The sequence below is a fragment of the Pengzhenrongella sp. genome (assembly GCF_036565025.1).
Classification (GTDB): domain Bacteria; phylum Actinomycetota; class Actinomycetes; order Actinomycetales; family Cellulomonadaceae; genus Pengzhenrongella.
Genome location: NZ_DATCNW010000315.1, coordinates 1 through 14,172, shown reverse-complemented (window position 1 = coordinate 14,172; position 14,172 = coordinate 1). Strand labels below are relative to the sequence as shown.

Below are 14,172 nucleotides of genomic sequence, written 5' to 3'. Positions count from 1 at the left end.
CGACCCGGTGCGCTTCGAGCAGCTCTCGGTGCGCATCCCGGCCGGCCGCTGGGGCCGGCCCGAGGACGTCGGCAACGTCGTCGTCTTCCTCGCCAGCCCCGCCGCCGCGTACATCCACGGCCAGGTCCTCGCGGTCGACGGCGGCTGGCTGGCCCGCTGACCGTGCCGCTGTGATGACCAATCACAGCCATCATCGACGTCCGACAAGAATGTGGGTCACAGCATGCCCGTTATCACCAGCGTCACGGTCGAGGATGTCCGTTTCCCGACCTCTCTCACCGCCGACGGCTCGGACGCAATGAACAAGGACGGTGACTACTCCGCCGCCTACGTCGTCGTGCGCACGGACGGCACCGATAGCGTCGGGGCGCCGCTCGCCGGGTACGGCATGACCTTCACGATCGGTCGTGGGAACGACATCGTGGCGGCCGCCGCCCGTCAGCAGGCAGACCGGCTCGTGGGCAAGGACGTCGCCAAGATCGCGGCCGACATGGGTGGCCTGTACCGCTTCTTGACCTCGGACTCTCAGTTCCGCTGGCTCGGACCCGAGAAGGGAGTGGTGCACCTCTCGCTCGCTGCGGTGATGAACGCTGCCTGGGATCTTGTTGCGCGTTTCGAGGGAAAGCCGCTGTGGCGGCTGCTCGCCGACAAGTCTCCGGAGGAACTCGTCGACATCGCCGACCTTCGCTACCTCTCGGATGCGTTGACGCGCGATGAGGCCGTCGCCCTCCTGCGGGCCAAAGAGTCCTCCAGGGACGAGCACATCGCGGCGCTCGAACGCAGCGGATACCCCGTCTACACCACGTCGGCAGGGTGGTTGGGTTACAGCGACGAGAAGCTGCGACGGCTCTGTCAGGAAGCGGTCGAGACGGGCTACGGGCACGTCAAGCTCAAGGTCGGAGCCAACCTTGAGGAAGACATTCGCCGGGTCAAGATCGCTCGCGAGGTGCTCGGACCGGATCGCCACATCATGATCGATGCGAATCAGGTGTGGGACGTCGAGGAGGCTATCGAGTGGGTGCACGCTCTCGCCGAGTTCAAGCCGCTCTGGATCGAAGAACCGACGAGCCCGGATGATGTCCTGGGTCATGCCCGGATTCGCAAGGCCGTCGCACCGATCGGTGTCGCGACGGGCGAGCACTGTCACAACAGGGTGATGTTCAAGCAGTTCTTGCAGGCTGAGGCGATCGACTTCCTGCAGCTCGACACGGGACGGCTCGCCAGCATCAACGAGATCCTTGCGGTGCTGCTGCTCGCCGCGAAGTTCGGGGTTCCGGTCTGCCCGCACGCCGGTGGGGTCGGTCTCTGCGAGATGGTTCAGCACATCTCCGTCCTCGACTACGTGGCGGTCACCGGCGACCTGACCGGACGGGTCACCGAGTTCGTGGATCACCTGCACGAGCACTTCGTCGACCCCTGCCAGGTCGTTGAGGCTGTTCCGGGCGCCGGCGTCGGCTACGTTCTCCCCATCCAGCCGGGCTACTCGACGCAGATGTATGAGGCGTCGATCGCCGCGTACCGCTTCCCCGACGGGACCTATTGGTCCGCGGTCACCACGAGCCCCGGCGCGGCCGACAACTGACGGGCGGCGTCGGCCGGGAACAGCTCGTCGACCTCGTTCTCGGCGGCGCCTCGAAGGCAGACCATCGGCATCCGGTGATGCCGCAGCCCGCGGAAACCGGGATCGCGGCACCTGGGCACCCGTCGGCGTCCGAGGTGGCGTGAGGTCTCCCGCGATCCTCGAGGTCTGCGTCGTCGAGCCGGCCACGACCGGCTGGCAGGCGGCCGGCGGAACGGGGGCCTGGCCGGCCGGCCCCCAGCGCGCGCGGTCATGGTGGAACGGGGCCTCCGGCGCGGCGGGTCTCGCACGCTTCGTCACGATGGGCCTGACGGCCAACCTGGTATTCGCCGCGACGTTCCTCGCCGTCGGCTCCGCCACGGGGGCCCACGACCAGGTCCGGAACCTGCTGGCGACGATCACGTCGACCGTGGTCGCCAACGAGCTCCACCGGCGCTACTCCTTCCACGCGGAGGGTCGGGTCTCGTGGCTCCGCGGGCAGGCTGCCGGCGGCATGAGCGCCTTGCTGGGCCTCGCGGCGACCAGCATTGCGCTCGCGGCCTGGCACTGGTGGGCGCCCGACGCCGGCAGCGCCTCCAGCCTCGCAGTCGTGTACCTCGTCAATACGCTCTGCGGCCTGGCCAACTTCGCCACACTCCGCTGGGCGATGGCGGAACGGGCGCCGCGGATCCCCGATGACACCTCCGGGCTACCCCAGCTCATCACCTGACGACCCGGTGTAGGAGAATCGCGCGATCCGCACGAAGCCGGCCGTGGCGAAGATCCCCACGAAGCGTCCGGTGAAGCCGCCGGCCACCTCGGTGGACAGGTAGCGCCCGTCGAGGTGTGCCAGCGGGACCCAGCCCTGCGCGCCGCAGTAGCCGAGCACCACGGTGTCGGGCCCGGCGGTCGGCCCGCCGTCCGCTCGTTCCACGACGTCGATCCCGAGGGTCCATCGGCCTGCCGCTGCGGCCGCGGGGGCGCTGGCGACCACCTGGCGGAGCGGCCCGATCCTGGCCACGACCCGGACCTCGCCCGCATCCGCCTCGACGCTGTAGTGGTGCCGCTCGTCGATGCGCAGCGTGAGGCCCCCGACGCCGTCGGACACGTCGGCGTCGGCGCGCACCGTCATCCGCTGGTGCTCCTGGCGCCGGGCGATCAGCGCCGGGTCCGCCGCGTCCAGGCCGCGCCCGTCGCCGACCAGGGTCAGATCTTCGCCGCCGGTGGTGACCTCTTCGGGGAACCTGCCCGGGCTCACCCACGCGCTGTCGAAGGGGCCCGCCGGGAAGGCGTCGACCTGCTCGCGCCCGTCCGCCCCGGCACCCTCGATCGGCCGGCCGACGACGGGCCAGCCGTCGACCCAGTCGATCTCGAGGGCGAACGTCTCGCGCCCCAGCACGTGGAAGTCCTGCGAGGCGCCGACCGGCCGCACCCCGAGATGGACCATCGCCCACGAACCGTCGGACCGCCGCACAAGGTCCCCGTGCCCGGTGGCCTGCACGGCCGCGTGGGTCCCACGGCGCGTGAGGATGGGGTTGCGGTCGTTGCCGACGAACGGCCCGCTCGGGGCGGGGCCGCGGGCCACGCTCACGGCGTGCCCGCGCTCGGTACCGCCCTCGGCGACGACGAGGTACCAGACACCCTCGATCTCGTACAGGTGCGGCGCCTCGGGGGCCTTGCCTCCGGAGCCGGACCACAGCTGCCGGATCTCGCCGGTCGCTTCACCTCGGACGGGGTCGACCGGCGCCTGCAGGATGCCGTAGGCACCTGTCCCGGGATGCGTGCCCGTCCACGTGAGCCAGCAGGTCCCGGCGGCGTCCCACGCGAGGTCCGGGTCGATGCCGGCCAACGCCGGGAAACGCACGGGATCGGACCAGCGTCCGGCGGGGTCCGAAGCGGTGACGAGCAGGTGCCCGCCGCCGTCGGACACGTTGGTCGTGATCATCCAGAACCGGCCGTCGTGGTGCCGCAGCGTCGGCGCGTAGATCCCGCCGGAGGCCCACGCGCCGGCCAGATCGAGCTGTGACGGGCGGTCCAGCGCGTGTCCGATCGGCTCCCAGGTGCGCAGGTCCGTGCTGCGGAACAGGGGCACCCCGGGCGCGTACTCGAAGCTCGAGCAGGCGAGGTAGTAGACGCCGTCGACCCGGCACATGCTCGGGTCCGGGTGGAAGCCCGCCAGGACGGGCACACGCCCGGCCCGTGGGCCATCGGGATGCGCCTCGCGGTGGGCGGAGGGGGACGTCTGGGCGGTCTCGGGCACGGGAACTTCCTCATCGTTGAGTGAAGGGTTGAGTGAAGAGACTGGCGATCTTCGAAACGGTTCGACGAGATAAGTGACGTTTGCGGTCGGCTGGAGTAGCCTAACTAGATCCCGCTGGCGTCGAAACGCTTCGATGATGCTCGAATCTCGCTCGATCGTCAAGGATCGCCGACCAGCCGCGCGGTGTGAGTCCGCAGGTGCGTTTCCCTCACCTGGAGAAGGACATCTCGCGCGGGCGCAAGACGCTCAAGGACCTCGACGCCGCGGTCGCCACCTGGAGGTCCTCCGGTGGGGACGAGCTGCGCACGTTCTACCAGGACATCCTCGACAAGGCGTAGGGCGCTGGCCCGGCCGGGCCGTTGGGTGGGCCCGGCCGCTGTGTCGATCGGCGGGCTATCGACGCTCGACGGTGGGCAGGTCGGGCTGGTCGGGTTCGAGGCGAAGGACCGAGATCAGTGGCAGCCCGACGTCGCGCACCTTGCGCAACAAGCCATGCAGCGCCGCCTGGTCGACGACCGGGCCGGACAGCAGGGTGGTGCCATCGTGCTCAAGGGTGAGGCTCAACCCGTCGAACCAAGCGGTCCACCGGGAATCGAGCCGCCCCTTGAGGCGAATCTCGTACCTCCCGGCGTCGTACCTCCCGACATCGGCCTGGCCGGTCAAGATCTCGCTCATCGTGCTCCCTTCGCTGCCGTGATCGAACCGTAGGAGGAGACGTGGTGAGAGCGCATCACCAGAGGTGGTGATCGAGGTGGTGGTGCGAATGGTGAGGCTGCCTAGCGGTTGCGGGTTCGCGACAGGAGGTCGAGCTCCTCGGCCCGGCGGACCGCCGCCCGACGGTTGTTCACGCCGAGCTTGGAGTAGATGTTCTTGGTGTGACTCCGGAGGGTGTTCAGCGACACGATGAGCTCGCGCGCGATCTCCGGGCCGTCCAGATCGGTTCCGAGCAGCCGAAGCACCTCCTGCTCACGTTCACTGAGCGGGTCGATCAGGCCCTGCGCGACGGGCGGGCTGTCCGCGGCGAGGGTGCCGGCCGCCAGCAGGCGATGGACGTAGTTCCGGGCGAACCCCTTCTTCGCGATCGCTCTCAGCAGCGCGGCCATGGGCGGACCCTCGTCCACGAAGATTCGGACGTAGCCCGCCGGCTCAGCCAGCGTCAGGGCGCGGTGCAGCGCGGCAAGCGCGGCCGGCAGGTCACCGTGGGCCTGCTGGGCGAGCGCCTGCAGCACCAGGATCTCGATGACGCTGCCGGTCCGAGCCCCCTGTTCCGCCGCCTCCAGGAGCCGGGTCAGGAGCCCGGTCGCCTCATCGTTGGAGCCACCCGCGGGCTCCGTCGCGTACTGCGCCAGCAGCACCCTGGCGAGGGTGATGTGCTCGAACTCGCGCAGGTATCGCAGGTCGTCCGTGGCCGCCAGGCCTCGCTCACGCACCCAGCCGAGCGCCTCGCCCAGCTGTCCCTGAGCGAGCCGCACCCGCGCCCGCAACGCCGGCACCGGGCGGACCTCCGGGAAGAAGTCGCTCGCGTACACGCGCTCCGCCTCGTCGAGCAGGTCGGCGGCGCCGTCCAGATCACCCTCGGCCGCACGGATCCGCGCCATCGCGACCCGCCAGCGATACGGGTTCTGCGCCAACCCGGCGTGCTCGCCCAGCTCCCGGCTCCGCAGCAGGTGCTGCGTGGCAGCGCGCAGGTCGTTGCGCTCGCGGTGGACCTCGCTCATCCCGACGTACATGTCGGCGGTTCCGCGCAGGACCGGCCCGCCGTGCTCGGTCGCGAGCTGCAAGGCCTGCTCGTAGGCGCGCATCGCCGCACCGAGCCGACCCTGCGCGGTCCGGATGTCCGCCAGCGCGATCGTGCACCCGAGGGTGTCGGCGACGTGCCCGACCCGAAGGAGCCCCGCGACGCACTCGGACCACGACCGGTGCGCCGCCTCCAGGTCGCCGCTCGCCCAGGACGTGAGCCCCAGGAATCCCGCCGCCGAGGCACGGCCGAGGTGGTCGTCCTCGAGCGAGAGCTCGAGCGCCCGCCGGGCGTGCTGCACGCAGCCGGGTGCATCGCCGCGCGCCAGGGCGAGTGCGGCGCGGTACACCTCGATCGCCCCCGGAAGGCGGGCAAACTCCTCGTGGTCGACGACGACCATCTCGCGCGCGGGTGCATCCGGGCCCTGGGAGGTACCCGCCGCCTGGTCCAGCCACCGCTCGGCGTCCCGCAGCCGGCCCTCGACGCCCTCGATCTCGCCGACGACGAGCAACACCCCGACAGCGTTCACGCTGAGCACCGGCCTGACCCGGATCAGCTCGTCGGGAATGGCGTCGAGCCAGCCCCGCACCGTCACCTCCTGCCGGCTCCTGCGCATGGCCGGAAACGCGAGCTCGACGAGGTCCGCCGCTCGCGCGAAGTCCTCGCCGGCCAGGGCATGGCGGATCGCCTCGGACGGCTCGCCGTGCTGCTCGAACCAGGCGCTGGCACGCAGGTGCAGGTCCGGGACGTCGTCGGGCCGCTCGTCCAGCAGGTGCGCCCGCAGCACGTCTGCGAAGAGCTGGTGATAGCGGTACCACCGGCGGCGGTCATCGAGCGGGACGAGGAACAGGTTCCCCCGCTCGAGCGCCGCCAGCATGGCCTTGCCGCCATCCTGGCCGGTGACGGCATCGCAGAGCGGTCCGCTCAGCCGGTCGAGGATGGCGGTCTGCAGCAGGAAGCGTCGGACCGCTTCGGGCTGGCGCTGCAGCACCTCCTCGGCCAGGTAGTCGACGATGTAGCGGTCGTCCCCGGCGAAGCCGGCGATGAATGCGGAGACGTCGCCCCGGCCCTGCATCGAGAGCGCCGCCAGCTGGAGCGCGGCGATCCACCCCTCGGTGCGCCCCTCCAGGACGACGACGTCCTGCGCCGTCAGCGCGAGCCCCATCGCCCCGTTGAGGTAACCGGCGGCCTCCTCGGGTGTGAAGCGCAGATCGGCGGCGCGGATCTCGACGAGCTCGCCGCGCGCCCGCAGGCGGGCCAGCGGCAACGCCGGGTCGACGCGGCCGGCGATCACCAGGTGCAGCTGCGCGGGCAGGTGCTCGAGCAGGAAGGTCATCGCGTCCTGCACCTCGCGTCCCTCGATGACGTGGAAGTCGTCGAGCACCAGCACGACGTCGTCCGGGATGGCGCTGAGGTCGTTGAGCAGCGCAGAAAGGACGGCGTCGATCGGTGTCTGGGGCGACTGCAGGAGCGCGAGGGCACCGTCGCCGACCCCGGGCGCCGCCGTCTTCAGCGCCGCGACCAGATAGGTCCAGAACACCGCGGGGTCGTTGTCGCGCTCGTCGAGCGAGAGCCATGCCGTGGACCGGCCATCGGCCGCGGCGGCCGCCAGCCACTGGGTGAGCAGCGTCGTCTTGCCGAACCCGGCCGGCGCCGACACCAGCGTCAGCGCCGACTCGACCCCTCGGCCAAGGCGCTCGCTCAGCCTCGCACGCGCGACGAGGGAGCGTCGGGGCCGCGGGACGTGGAGCTTGGTCTCGAGCAGTGGGACCGCCATGAGCACATCCCCTCGCCGAGCCGGTCACCTCGCCCTCATCGTGCCAGCCGCGGACGAGATCGATACCGCGTTCCGTGCATCGCGACGCATCACCGTCGTCGCAGGATGGAGGGCAAGTGCCACCAGATTCACGATGGAGGACGTATGTCGATTCTCAGTGCACCCCGGGTGGCCGCGGTCGTGGCCCGGATCATGCAGGGCGCGGCCGCGATCGCCAACGCCAAGGTCACCGCGCGCAGCAGGACGGTCCTGGGCGAGTTCGCGCGGAACGCGCGGGACATCACGATCCCGACGTCGATCGCCGCCGCGCCCGCCGTGGTCCACCGGCCGACCGGCGCGGACCCGTACCCGCCGGTGCACGTCAACTTCCACGGCGGCGGGTACGTGATGCGGGGCGTGGACCTCGACGACCCGCTGTGCCGGTACCTGGCCGCCGAGGCGGGAGTCGTCGTCGTGAACGTCGACTACGTGGTTGCGCCGCAGCACCCGTTCCCCGCACCGCCCCGGCAGGCCTTCGAGGTCGTCCGGTGGGTCGCCGAGCATGGCGCCGAGAACGGCTGGGACGGCGGACGCCTGACGGTCGGGGGCCAGAGCGCGGGGGCGGGGCTCACCGCGGCGGTGGCGCGCCAGGGGCTGGAACACGGTGGGCCGCCGATCGCGCTGCAGGTCCTGCACTACCCGCCGCTCGACCTCACCGTGAGCGCCAAGGACAAGCGCTCGGTCATCGCCAAGCCGGGGCTGCGCCCATGGATGGGTGAGGTCTTCGACAGCGCGTACGTGCCCGACCGGGAGGCGCGTGCCGACCCCCTGGTGTCGCCCGCCGGCCCGGCGGACACCGCGGACCTCACCGGGATCGCCCCCGCGCTGGTCATCACCCCCGAGTTCGACCTGCTGCACGCGGAGGGCCTGCGGTACGCGGAGCGCCTGCGCAAGGTCGGGGCCCTGGTCGAGCACCACGACGTCCCGCAGGCCGACCACGGGTACGACATGCACGACCTCGGCAAGGCCCGCCTGACCTACGCCCTGATCGCCCGCCACGTCACGCAGGCCACGGCGAAATCGACGCCGGTCAACCCGGTCACGTGAGTCGCCGATCGTGTGGACGTTCCCGCGGAAACGCCTACAGGTTAGTCATCGCCTCCGCGGCCTCGCTGTAGCGGCCGCCCTGTACCTGGATTGTGGACGCGGCGAGCTCGATCTCGGCGAGCTCGCCGGCCGAGAGCACGACGTCGGCGGCGCCGAGGTTCTCCGCGAGCCGGTGCGGCTTGCGGGTGCCGGGGATCGGGACGATCCAGGGCTTCTGCGCGAGCAGCCAGGCCAGGGCGATCTGGGCGGGAGTGGCGCCCTTGCGCCGGGCGATGCTCGCGAGCAGGTCGACGACGGCCTGGTTGTGCGCGAGCGCGTCCGGCGCGAACCGGGGGATGGTGCTGCGGATGTCGTTGCCGGCGTCGAAGCTCGTCGACGCGTTGATCGTTCCGGTGAGGAAGCCCTTTCCGAGCGGGCTGAAGGGTACGAAGCCGATGCCGAGCTCCTCGCACGCGGCCAGCACGTCCTCCTCGGGCCGCCGCCACCACAGCGAGTACTCGTTCTGGACGGCGGTCACCGGCTGGACCGCGTGCGCGCGGCGGATCGTCGCGGCGGACGCCTCGGACATGCCGAAGTGCTTGACCTTGCCGGCGTCGATGAGTCCGGAGACCGCGCCCGCGACGTCCTCGATGGGCACGGCGGGGTCGACCCGGTGCTGGTAGTACAGGTCGATCGCGTCGACGCCGAGCCGACGCAACGAGCCGTCGACGACCTGCGTGATGACGTCGGGACGGCTCGTGACCCGACCGCTCGGCTTGCGCTCGACGGGATCGATGTCCCACCCGAACTTCGTGGCGATCACGACCTCGCCCTGGTACGGCGCGAGCGCCTCGCCGACGAGCTCCTCGTTGACGTACGGGCCGTAGATCTCGGCGGTGTCGAAGAAGGTGACGCCGCTGTCCACCGCGGTGCGGATGAGCGCGATCATCTCCTGCCGGTCGGGCTTGTCGCTGTAGCCGCCGGTCATGCTCATGCAGCCCAGCCCGATGGCGGAGACCTCCAGGCCGCTGGTGCCGAGGGTGCGCTTGTTCATGGTTCGGTTCCGGTTGTCCATATCGAAGACGGTATGCAGTCACGCAGTCCCAGGGGAGGCCCTGGGAGTACCCCTCAGCCTCGGGCCTGCGGTCAGGTGCACGCTTCGGGTGAGACTCGGAAGCCGGGGTCCGGCGCGGGTGCGTGATCCAGCTCTACGGGTGCTATCTCAGTGACGCTCCGGACGGCGCGCAGCGCCGAAAGCTCGGCCTCGACTCTCGTGACGTCGCTGGTCGTCAGGAGCACGTTTGAGACAAAGTCCGTCTCGCCATAGCTGACGGAGTCGAGGATCCACGAATTGCATGCGGTAGCCCCCGAGACCTTGACGAGCTCTCGCGGCGACGCTGCACCTATTCCGGGTCCCACGAACGTGACGCGGACCGCGAGGGCGATCGGCGCAGCTCGCGGCGTTGCTGGCGGCGTCGGCGTCGGCGTCGGTGGTGACAAAGACTCAGCACAACCGCTGACGACCAGTACCGCCAACAGTCCGACGACAATTGTTCCGGGCCGCACGGGGAAAGCGAGCTTCATGCCGCCAGCCTTTCGCTCGACCCGCGATTCGAGTCTCTACCTCCGCTATGTCGCGCCGGGCGCATCTCTTGCACCCGCGCCACGGGTCTGGCGCTCATGCATGGTGCGCCGTGGGTAGTTCCGACGCGGCGAGAGCCCGTGAGCGGATACTCACGGGCCCTCGCCCGGCACGCCACCGCGGGAAGTCCCCGCCCGCTGGGCCGAGGTCAGCTCAGGGTGGCGGCGTCGATCACGAAGCGGTAGCGCACGTCCGAGGCCAGCACGCGCTCGTACGCCTCGTTGATCTGGTCGGCGGCGACGACCTCGATCTCGGCGCCGAGCTGGTGCTCGGCGCAGAAGTTGAGCATCTCCTGGGTCTCGCGGATGCCGCCGATCGCGGAACCGGCGAACGAGCGGCGGCCGAGGATCAGCGCGAAGGCGTTGACGGCCAGCGGCTCGGGCGGGGCGCCGACGCTGACCAGGGCGCCGTCGATGGCCAGCAGGGAGAGGTACGCGTTGACGTCGATCACGGCGCTCACGGTGTTGATGATGAGGTCGAAGCTCCCGGCGAGGGTCTCGAACGTCTCGGGGTTGCTGGTCGCGTAGTAGTGGTCGGCGCCGAGGCGCAACCCGTCCTCCTGCTTCTTCAGCGACTGCGACAGCACGGTGACCTCGGCGCTCATGGCGTGCGCGATCTGGACGCCCATGTGCCCGAGCCCGCCCAGGCCGACGACGGCGACCTTCTTGCCCGGGCCCGCGCCCCAGCGGTTCAGCGGCGAGTAGGTGGTGATGCCGGCGCACAGCAGCGGCGCGGCGACGTCGAGGGCGAGGCCGTCCGGGATGCTCAGGACGAACGCCTCGGTGACGACGATGTGGGTGGAGTAGCCGCCGTGGGTGGGCAGGCCGTCCTTACCGATACCGGCATAGGTCCCGACGTTGCCCTTCACGCAGAACTGCTCCTCGCCGGCCAGGCAGTAGCGGCACTCGCCGCAGGAGTCGACCATGCAGCCGACGCCGACGCGGTCGCCGACGTCGTGCTTGGTGACCGCGGAGCCGACCTGCGTGACGATGCCGGCGATCTCGTGGCCGGTCACCATGGGGTACGTGACCGGGCCCCAGTCGCCGCGGTTGGTGTGGATGTCGGAGTGGCAGATTCCTGCGTACTTGATCTCGATCAGGACGTCGTGCGGGCCGACATCGCGGCGCTCGATGGTGGTCGGCACGAGGGGTTCGGTCGGTGAGACTGCGGCATACGCATTGACTGTGAGCATGCGACGTACACAACCAGTTCCGAAGACATCAGGGGAGTCCCTGCTGAGAGGGGTACCAGCAGGGACTCCCAAACGACGGCGGCGGGCGCCTACCGTTACGCGGTGAAGAACGAGGAGTTGCGCGAGTTCCTGATGTCGCGGCGCGCCCGGGTCAACCCGGATGATGCGGGACTGCCGGCGTACGGCAGCAACCGTCGCGTGAAGGGACTGCGCCGGGAAGAGGTCGCGATCCTCGCGGGGATCAGCGTCGAGTACTACACCCGGCTCGAGCGCGGGAACGCCGCCGGGGTGTCCGATTCCGTGGTGGAGGGGCTGAACCGGGCGCTTCAGCTGGATGAGGCGGAACGCGCCCACCTCGCCGACTTCGTGCGGGTCGCGAACTCCCACACGACGCCGCGCCGGCGTCGGGTGTCGCACACGGTCCGCCCGTTGGTGCAGCAGCTGCTGGACTCGATGACGGACGCGCCGGCCTTCGTGCTGAACGAGCGCCTCGACGTGCTCGCCGCGAACGGACTCGGGCGCGCGCTGTACGCGCCGATGTTCGGCGCCGACCCCCGGACGCCGGTCAACCAGGCTCGGTTCATGTTTCTCGACCCGGCGTCCCGAGCCTTCTGGGTGGACTGGGAGAAGTGCGCGAAGGACACCGCGGCCCTTTTGCGAACGGCCGCCGGCCGCGACCCCTACAACCGGCAGCTCTCCGATCTCGTGGGCGAGCTGTCCACCCGAAGCGAGGAGTTCCGGGTCCGGTGGGCCGCGCACGACGTGAAGCTCCACCACACCGGGGTCAAGAACGTCCACCATCCGCTCGTCGGTGACCTGACTCTGGCGTTCGAGTCCCTGCAGGTGTCGGCCGACGCCGGCCAGGTCCTGCTCGTCTACTCCGCCGAACCCGGCTCCGCGTCCCGCGAGGCGCTGAACCTCCTGGCCGGCTGGACCGCGACCGCTCACGTGGAGCTGTCTGCCGTACCCGCTGACCGGACGGGCAGCTAGCCGTTCGACGGGCGCGCTGGCAGCGCGCCGGTGTGCTCGCTGCTGAGTCCGTCGAGCGAGATCCGCAGGACCCGCCGCCACGCGTCGGGGTGAGTGTCGCCGATCGTCTGGGCGAGCTGGCTCAGTGCGGTGAGCAGAAGTTTGAGGTCCTCGACCGTGACGTCGGGGCGCACCAGGTGGGCATCTTGAGCACGGGTGCGCAGCTCGTCGATGACGGGGTCGAGCAGGAGTTCGCACTTGGCGGCGGGTGCGTGCGTGCGGGCGCCGTACGCGGTGTTCAGGGCCCGGCTGCGGTCCCGACATTCCAGGGTCCGCTCGAAGAAGTTCTCCAGGGCGGCCATGGGATCGGCGATGGTACTCGCGTCCGCCCGCGCCCTGGTCACCCAGGCACGGAAGAGCCGATCCAAGGAGGCGTTGCGCAGCTCGTCCTTGGTCGGGAAGTGCCGATACAGCGTTCCCATCCCCACGCCGCTGCGACGGGCGACCTCCCTGACGTCGAGCAGGCTGCCCTGCTCCACGATGATCGCGGTCGACGCGTCCAGGATGGCCGCGCGGTTGCGCTCCGCGTCGGCGCGCCTGACCCGTGTGGCGGGCAGCAGCGCTTGCTCGGCAGTGGACGTCATCGGGCAAGTGTAGCGATCTCGCAGGCACAAGGGGAGCACGTGCTCCGCTTCTGTTACGGTTCAACGGTTTCAACAGGAGCAGTTGCTCCGTTTCACCGTTTCACCGACGGATCAAGGACCTCACATGGCTCCCCCCACGCTCGCTGTGCCCGACCTGCTCACGTCCTCGCTGTTCCGCCCGCTCGACATCGGGCCGTTGCACCTGCCGAACCGGGTTGCCATGGCCCCGATGACCCGTCATCACTCGCCCGGTGGCGTCCCGGGGCCCGACGTCGCCGAGTACTACGCGCGCCGCGCTGCCGGCGGCGTCGGGCTGATCATCACCGAGGGCACGTACGTCGAGCACCCGAGCGCCGGTGAGCACGATGCCGTGCCGCGGTTCTACGGCGAGGACGCCCTGGACGGATGGTCCCGGGTGGTCGACGCAGTGCACGGCGCCGGGGGTCGGATCATTCCGCAGCTGTGGCACGTCGGTGCCGCGCGCGCGCCCGGCACACCGCCGTTCCCCGACGCTCCCGTGATGTCGCCGTCCGGCCTGAGGCTCGACGGCACGCCGATCGGCGAGGCCGGCCCGGTGCCCGGCCAGGGCGATCTGGACTCGATCGTGCACGCCTTCGCCAACGCGGCGGCCTCGGCGTACCGTCTCGGCTTCGACGGTGTCGAGCTGCACGGCGCGCACGGCTACCTCATCGACAACTTCCTGTGGGCGAACACCAATCGTCGTGCCGACGGCTACGGCGGTGACGCCCTCGCGCGCACCCGGCTGGCCCGCGAGATCGTCACGGCGGTCCGCGAGGCGACCAGCCCCGAGTTCCCGATCGTGCTGCGCATGTCGCAGTGGAAGCCCTATGCCTACGACGCGAAGCTGGCCGAGACACCCCAGGAGCTCGAGGCGATCCTCGCTCCGCTCGTCGACGCGGGCGTCGACGTCCTGCACGGTTCCACCCGTCGCTACTGGGAGCCGGAGTTCGCCGGTTCGGACCTGAACCTCGCCGGGTGGATGAAGAAGCTGACCGGGCTCCCGACGATCTCCGTCGGGTCGGTCGGCCTCGACGGGCACTTCATGGACACGATCGCCGGGGCCGTCGCGCCGTCCGCCGCCGGAATCGACCAGCTCCTGGAACGCCTCGGCGCCGACGAGTTCGACCTCATCGCCGTCGGCCGAGCGCTGCTCGGCGACCCCGCCTGGAGTGAGAAGGTCCGCACCGGGCGCCTCGACGAGCTGACGCCGTTCACCCGCGCGGACCTGGCCCGCCTCACCTGACGGCTGCCGCCGCTGCTGCCGCTTCAACCCCGTAACGTCCGAGCGTTGACGTCCTATAGGACG

The 14,172-nt window shown here is 70.5% G+C and carries 13 protein-coding genes; 7 read left to right on the top strand and 6 right to left on the bottom strand.

Features of this window, described 5'->3' with window-relative positions; genetic code table 11:
• Positions 1-7 precede the first annotated feature (7 nt).
• From VIM26_RS18315 to VIM26_RS18305, 3 genes are all read left to right on the top strand, one after another.
• Entirely contained in the window at positions 8-160 is a 153-nt protein-coding gene (locus VIM26_RS18315; RefSeq protein ID WP_414696521.1) for an SDR family oxidoreductase, read from the top strand.
• A 63-nt stretch (positions 161-223) separates the two neighbouring features.
• On the top strand, positions 224-1,582 hold the full coding sequence (locus VIM26_RS18310) for an enolase C-terminal domain-like protein (protein WP_331953867.1): 1,359 nt from the start codon (positions 224-226) through the stop codon (positions 1,580-1,582).
• Between the two features lie 139 nt (positions 1,583-1,721).
• The gene (locus VIM26_RS18305) at positions 1,722-2,288 is read left to right on the top strand and encodes a hypothetical protein (protein ID WP_331953865.1); all 567 of its coding nucleotides are present in this window, start codon (positions 1,722-1,724) and stop codon (positions 2,286-2,288) included.
• Here the strand turns inward: VIM26_RS18305 and VIM26_RS18300 are convergent.
• A complete protein-coding gene (locus VIM26_RS18300) occupies positions 2,268-3,818 on the bottom strand; it encodes a glycoside hydrolase family 43 protein (RefSeq protein WP_331953863.1) in 1,551 nt (516 codons plus the stop codon). The two genes, VIM26_RS18305 and VIM26_RS18300, sit on opposite strands and share 21 nt — an antisense overlap.
• A 197-nt stretch (positions 3,819-4,015) precedes the next feature.
• On the opposite strand from VIM26_RS18300, the gene VIM26_RS18295 reads away from it, so the two are divergent.
• Entirely contained in the window at positions 4,016-4,156 is a 141-nt protein-coding gene (locus VIM26_RS18295) for a hypothetical protein (protein ID WP_331953861.1), read from the top strand.
• 55 nt (positions 4,157-4,211) lie between these two features.
• Here the strand turns inward: VIM26_RS18295 and VIM26_RS18290 are convergent, their stop codons facing one another.
• Positions 4,212-4,493 (bottom strand): hypothetical protein, encoded by a 282-nt coding sequence (locus VIM26_RS18290; RefSeq protein ID WP_331953859.1) that lies wholly within the window; start codon positions 4,491-4,493, stop codon positions 4,212-4,214.
• A gap of 101 nt (positions 4,494-4,594) precedes the next feature.
• The gene (locus tag VIM26_RS18285; protein WP_331953857.1) at positions 4,595-7,333 is read right to left on the bottom strand and encodes a LuxR C-terminal-related transcriptional regulator; all 2,739 of its coding nucleotides are present in this window, start codon (positions 7,331-7,333) and stop codon (positions 4,595-4,597) included.
• A 144-nt stretch (positions 7,334-7,477) separates the two neighbouring features.
• Between VIM26_RS18285 and VIM26_RS18280 the strand changes: the two genes are divergently transcribed.
• On the top strand, positions 7,478-8,419 hold the full coding sequence (locus VIM26_RS18280) for an alpha/beta hydrolase (protein WP_331953855.1): 942 nt from the start codon (positions 7,478-7,480) through the stop codon (positions 8,417-8,419).
• 34 nt (positions 8,420-8,453) lie between these two features.
• Here VIM26_RS18280 and VIM26_RS18275 read toward each other — a convergent pair whose 3' ends face one another.
• Entirely contained in the window at positions 8,454-9,452 is a 999-nt protein-coding gene (locus VIM26_RS18275; RefSeq protein ID WP_331953869.1) for an aldo/keto reductase, read from the bottom strand.
• A 736-nt stretch (positions 9,453-10,188) separates the two neighbouring features.
• Positions 10,189-11,232: an NAD(P)-dependent alcohol dehydrogenase gene (locus VIM26_RS18270; protein ID WP_331953853.1), complete on the bottom strand. Its 1,044-nt coding sequence runs from the start codon at positions 11,230-11,232 to the stop codon at positions 10,189-10,191.
• A 102-nt stretch (positions 11,233-11,334) separates the two neighbouring features.
• Between VIM26_RS18270 and VIM26_RS18265 the strand changes: the two genes are divergently transcribed.
• Positions 11,335-12,222: a helix-turn-helix transcriptional regulator gene (locus VIM26_RS18265; protein ID WP_331953851.1), complete on the top strand. Its 888-nt coding sequence runs from the start codon at positions 11,335-11,337 to the stop codon at positions 12,220-12,222.
• On the opposite strand, the gene VIM26_RS18260 is transcribed toward VIM26_RS18265, so the two are convergent.
• Complete coding sequence (locus VIM26_RS18260; protein WP_331953849.1) at positions 12,219-12,845, bottom strand: helix-turn-helix domain-containing protein; 627 nt, start codon at positions 12,843-12,845, stop codon at positions 12,219-12,221. The two genes, VIM26_RS18265 and VIM26_RS18260, sit on opposite strands and share 4 nt — an antisense overlap.
• A gap of 124 nt (positions 12,846-12,969) precedes the next feature.
• On the opposite strand from VIM26_RS18260, the gene VIM26_RS18255 reads away from it, so the two are divergent.
• Entirely contained in the window at positions 12,970-14,109 is a 1,140-nt protein-coding gene (locus VIM26_RS18255) for an NADH:flavin oxidoreductase (RefSeq protein WP_331953847.1), read from the top strand.
• Positions 14,110-14,172 lie beyond the last annotated feature (63 nt).

Bases quoted from the DNA above. Each gene is read 5' to 3' on its own strand.
- VIM26_RS18310 (WP_331953867.1), top strand. From the start codon at position 224: ATGCCCGTTATCACCAGCGTCACGGTCGAGGATGTCCGTTTCCCGACC.
- VIM26_RS18290 (WP_331953859.1), bottom strand. From the start codon at position 4,493: ATGAGCGAGATCTTGACCGGCCAGGCCGATGTCGGGAGGTACGACGCC.
- VIM26_RS18285 (WP_331953857.1), bottom strand. From the start codon at position 7,333: ATGGCGGTCCCACTGCTCGAGACCAAGCTCCACGTCCCGCGGCCCCGA.
- VIM26_RS18280 (WP_331953855.1), top strand. From the start codon at position 7,478: ATGTCGATTCTCAGTGCACCCCGGGTGGCCGCGGTCGTGGCCCGGATC.
- VIM26_RS18275 (WP_331953869.1), bottom strand. From the start codon at position 9,452: ATGAACAAGCGCACCCTCGGCACCAGCGGCCTGGAGGTCTCCGCCATC.
- VIM26_RS18270 (WP_331953853.1), bottom strand. From the start codon at position 11,232: ATGCTCACAGTCAATGCGTATGCCGCAGTCTCACCGACCGAACCCCTC.
- VIM26_RS18260 (WP_331953849.1), bottom strand. From the start codon at position 12,845: ATGACGTCCACTGCCGAGCAAGCGCTGCTGCCCGCCACACGGGTCAGG.
- VIM26_RS18255 (WP_331953847.1), top strand. From the start codon at position 12,970: ATGGCTCCCCCCACGCTCGCTGTGCCCGACCTGCTCACGTCCTCGCTG.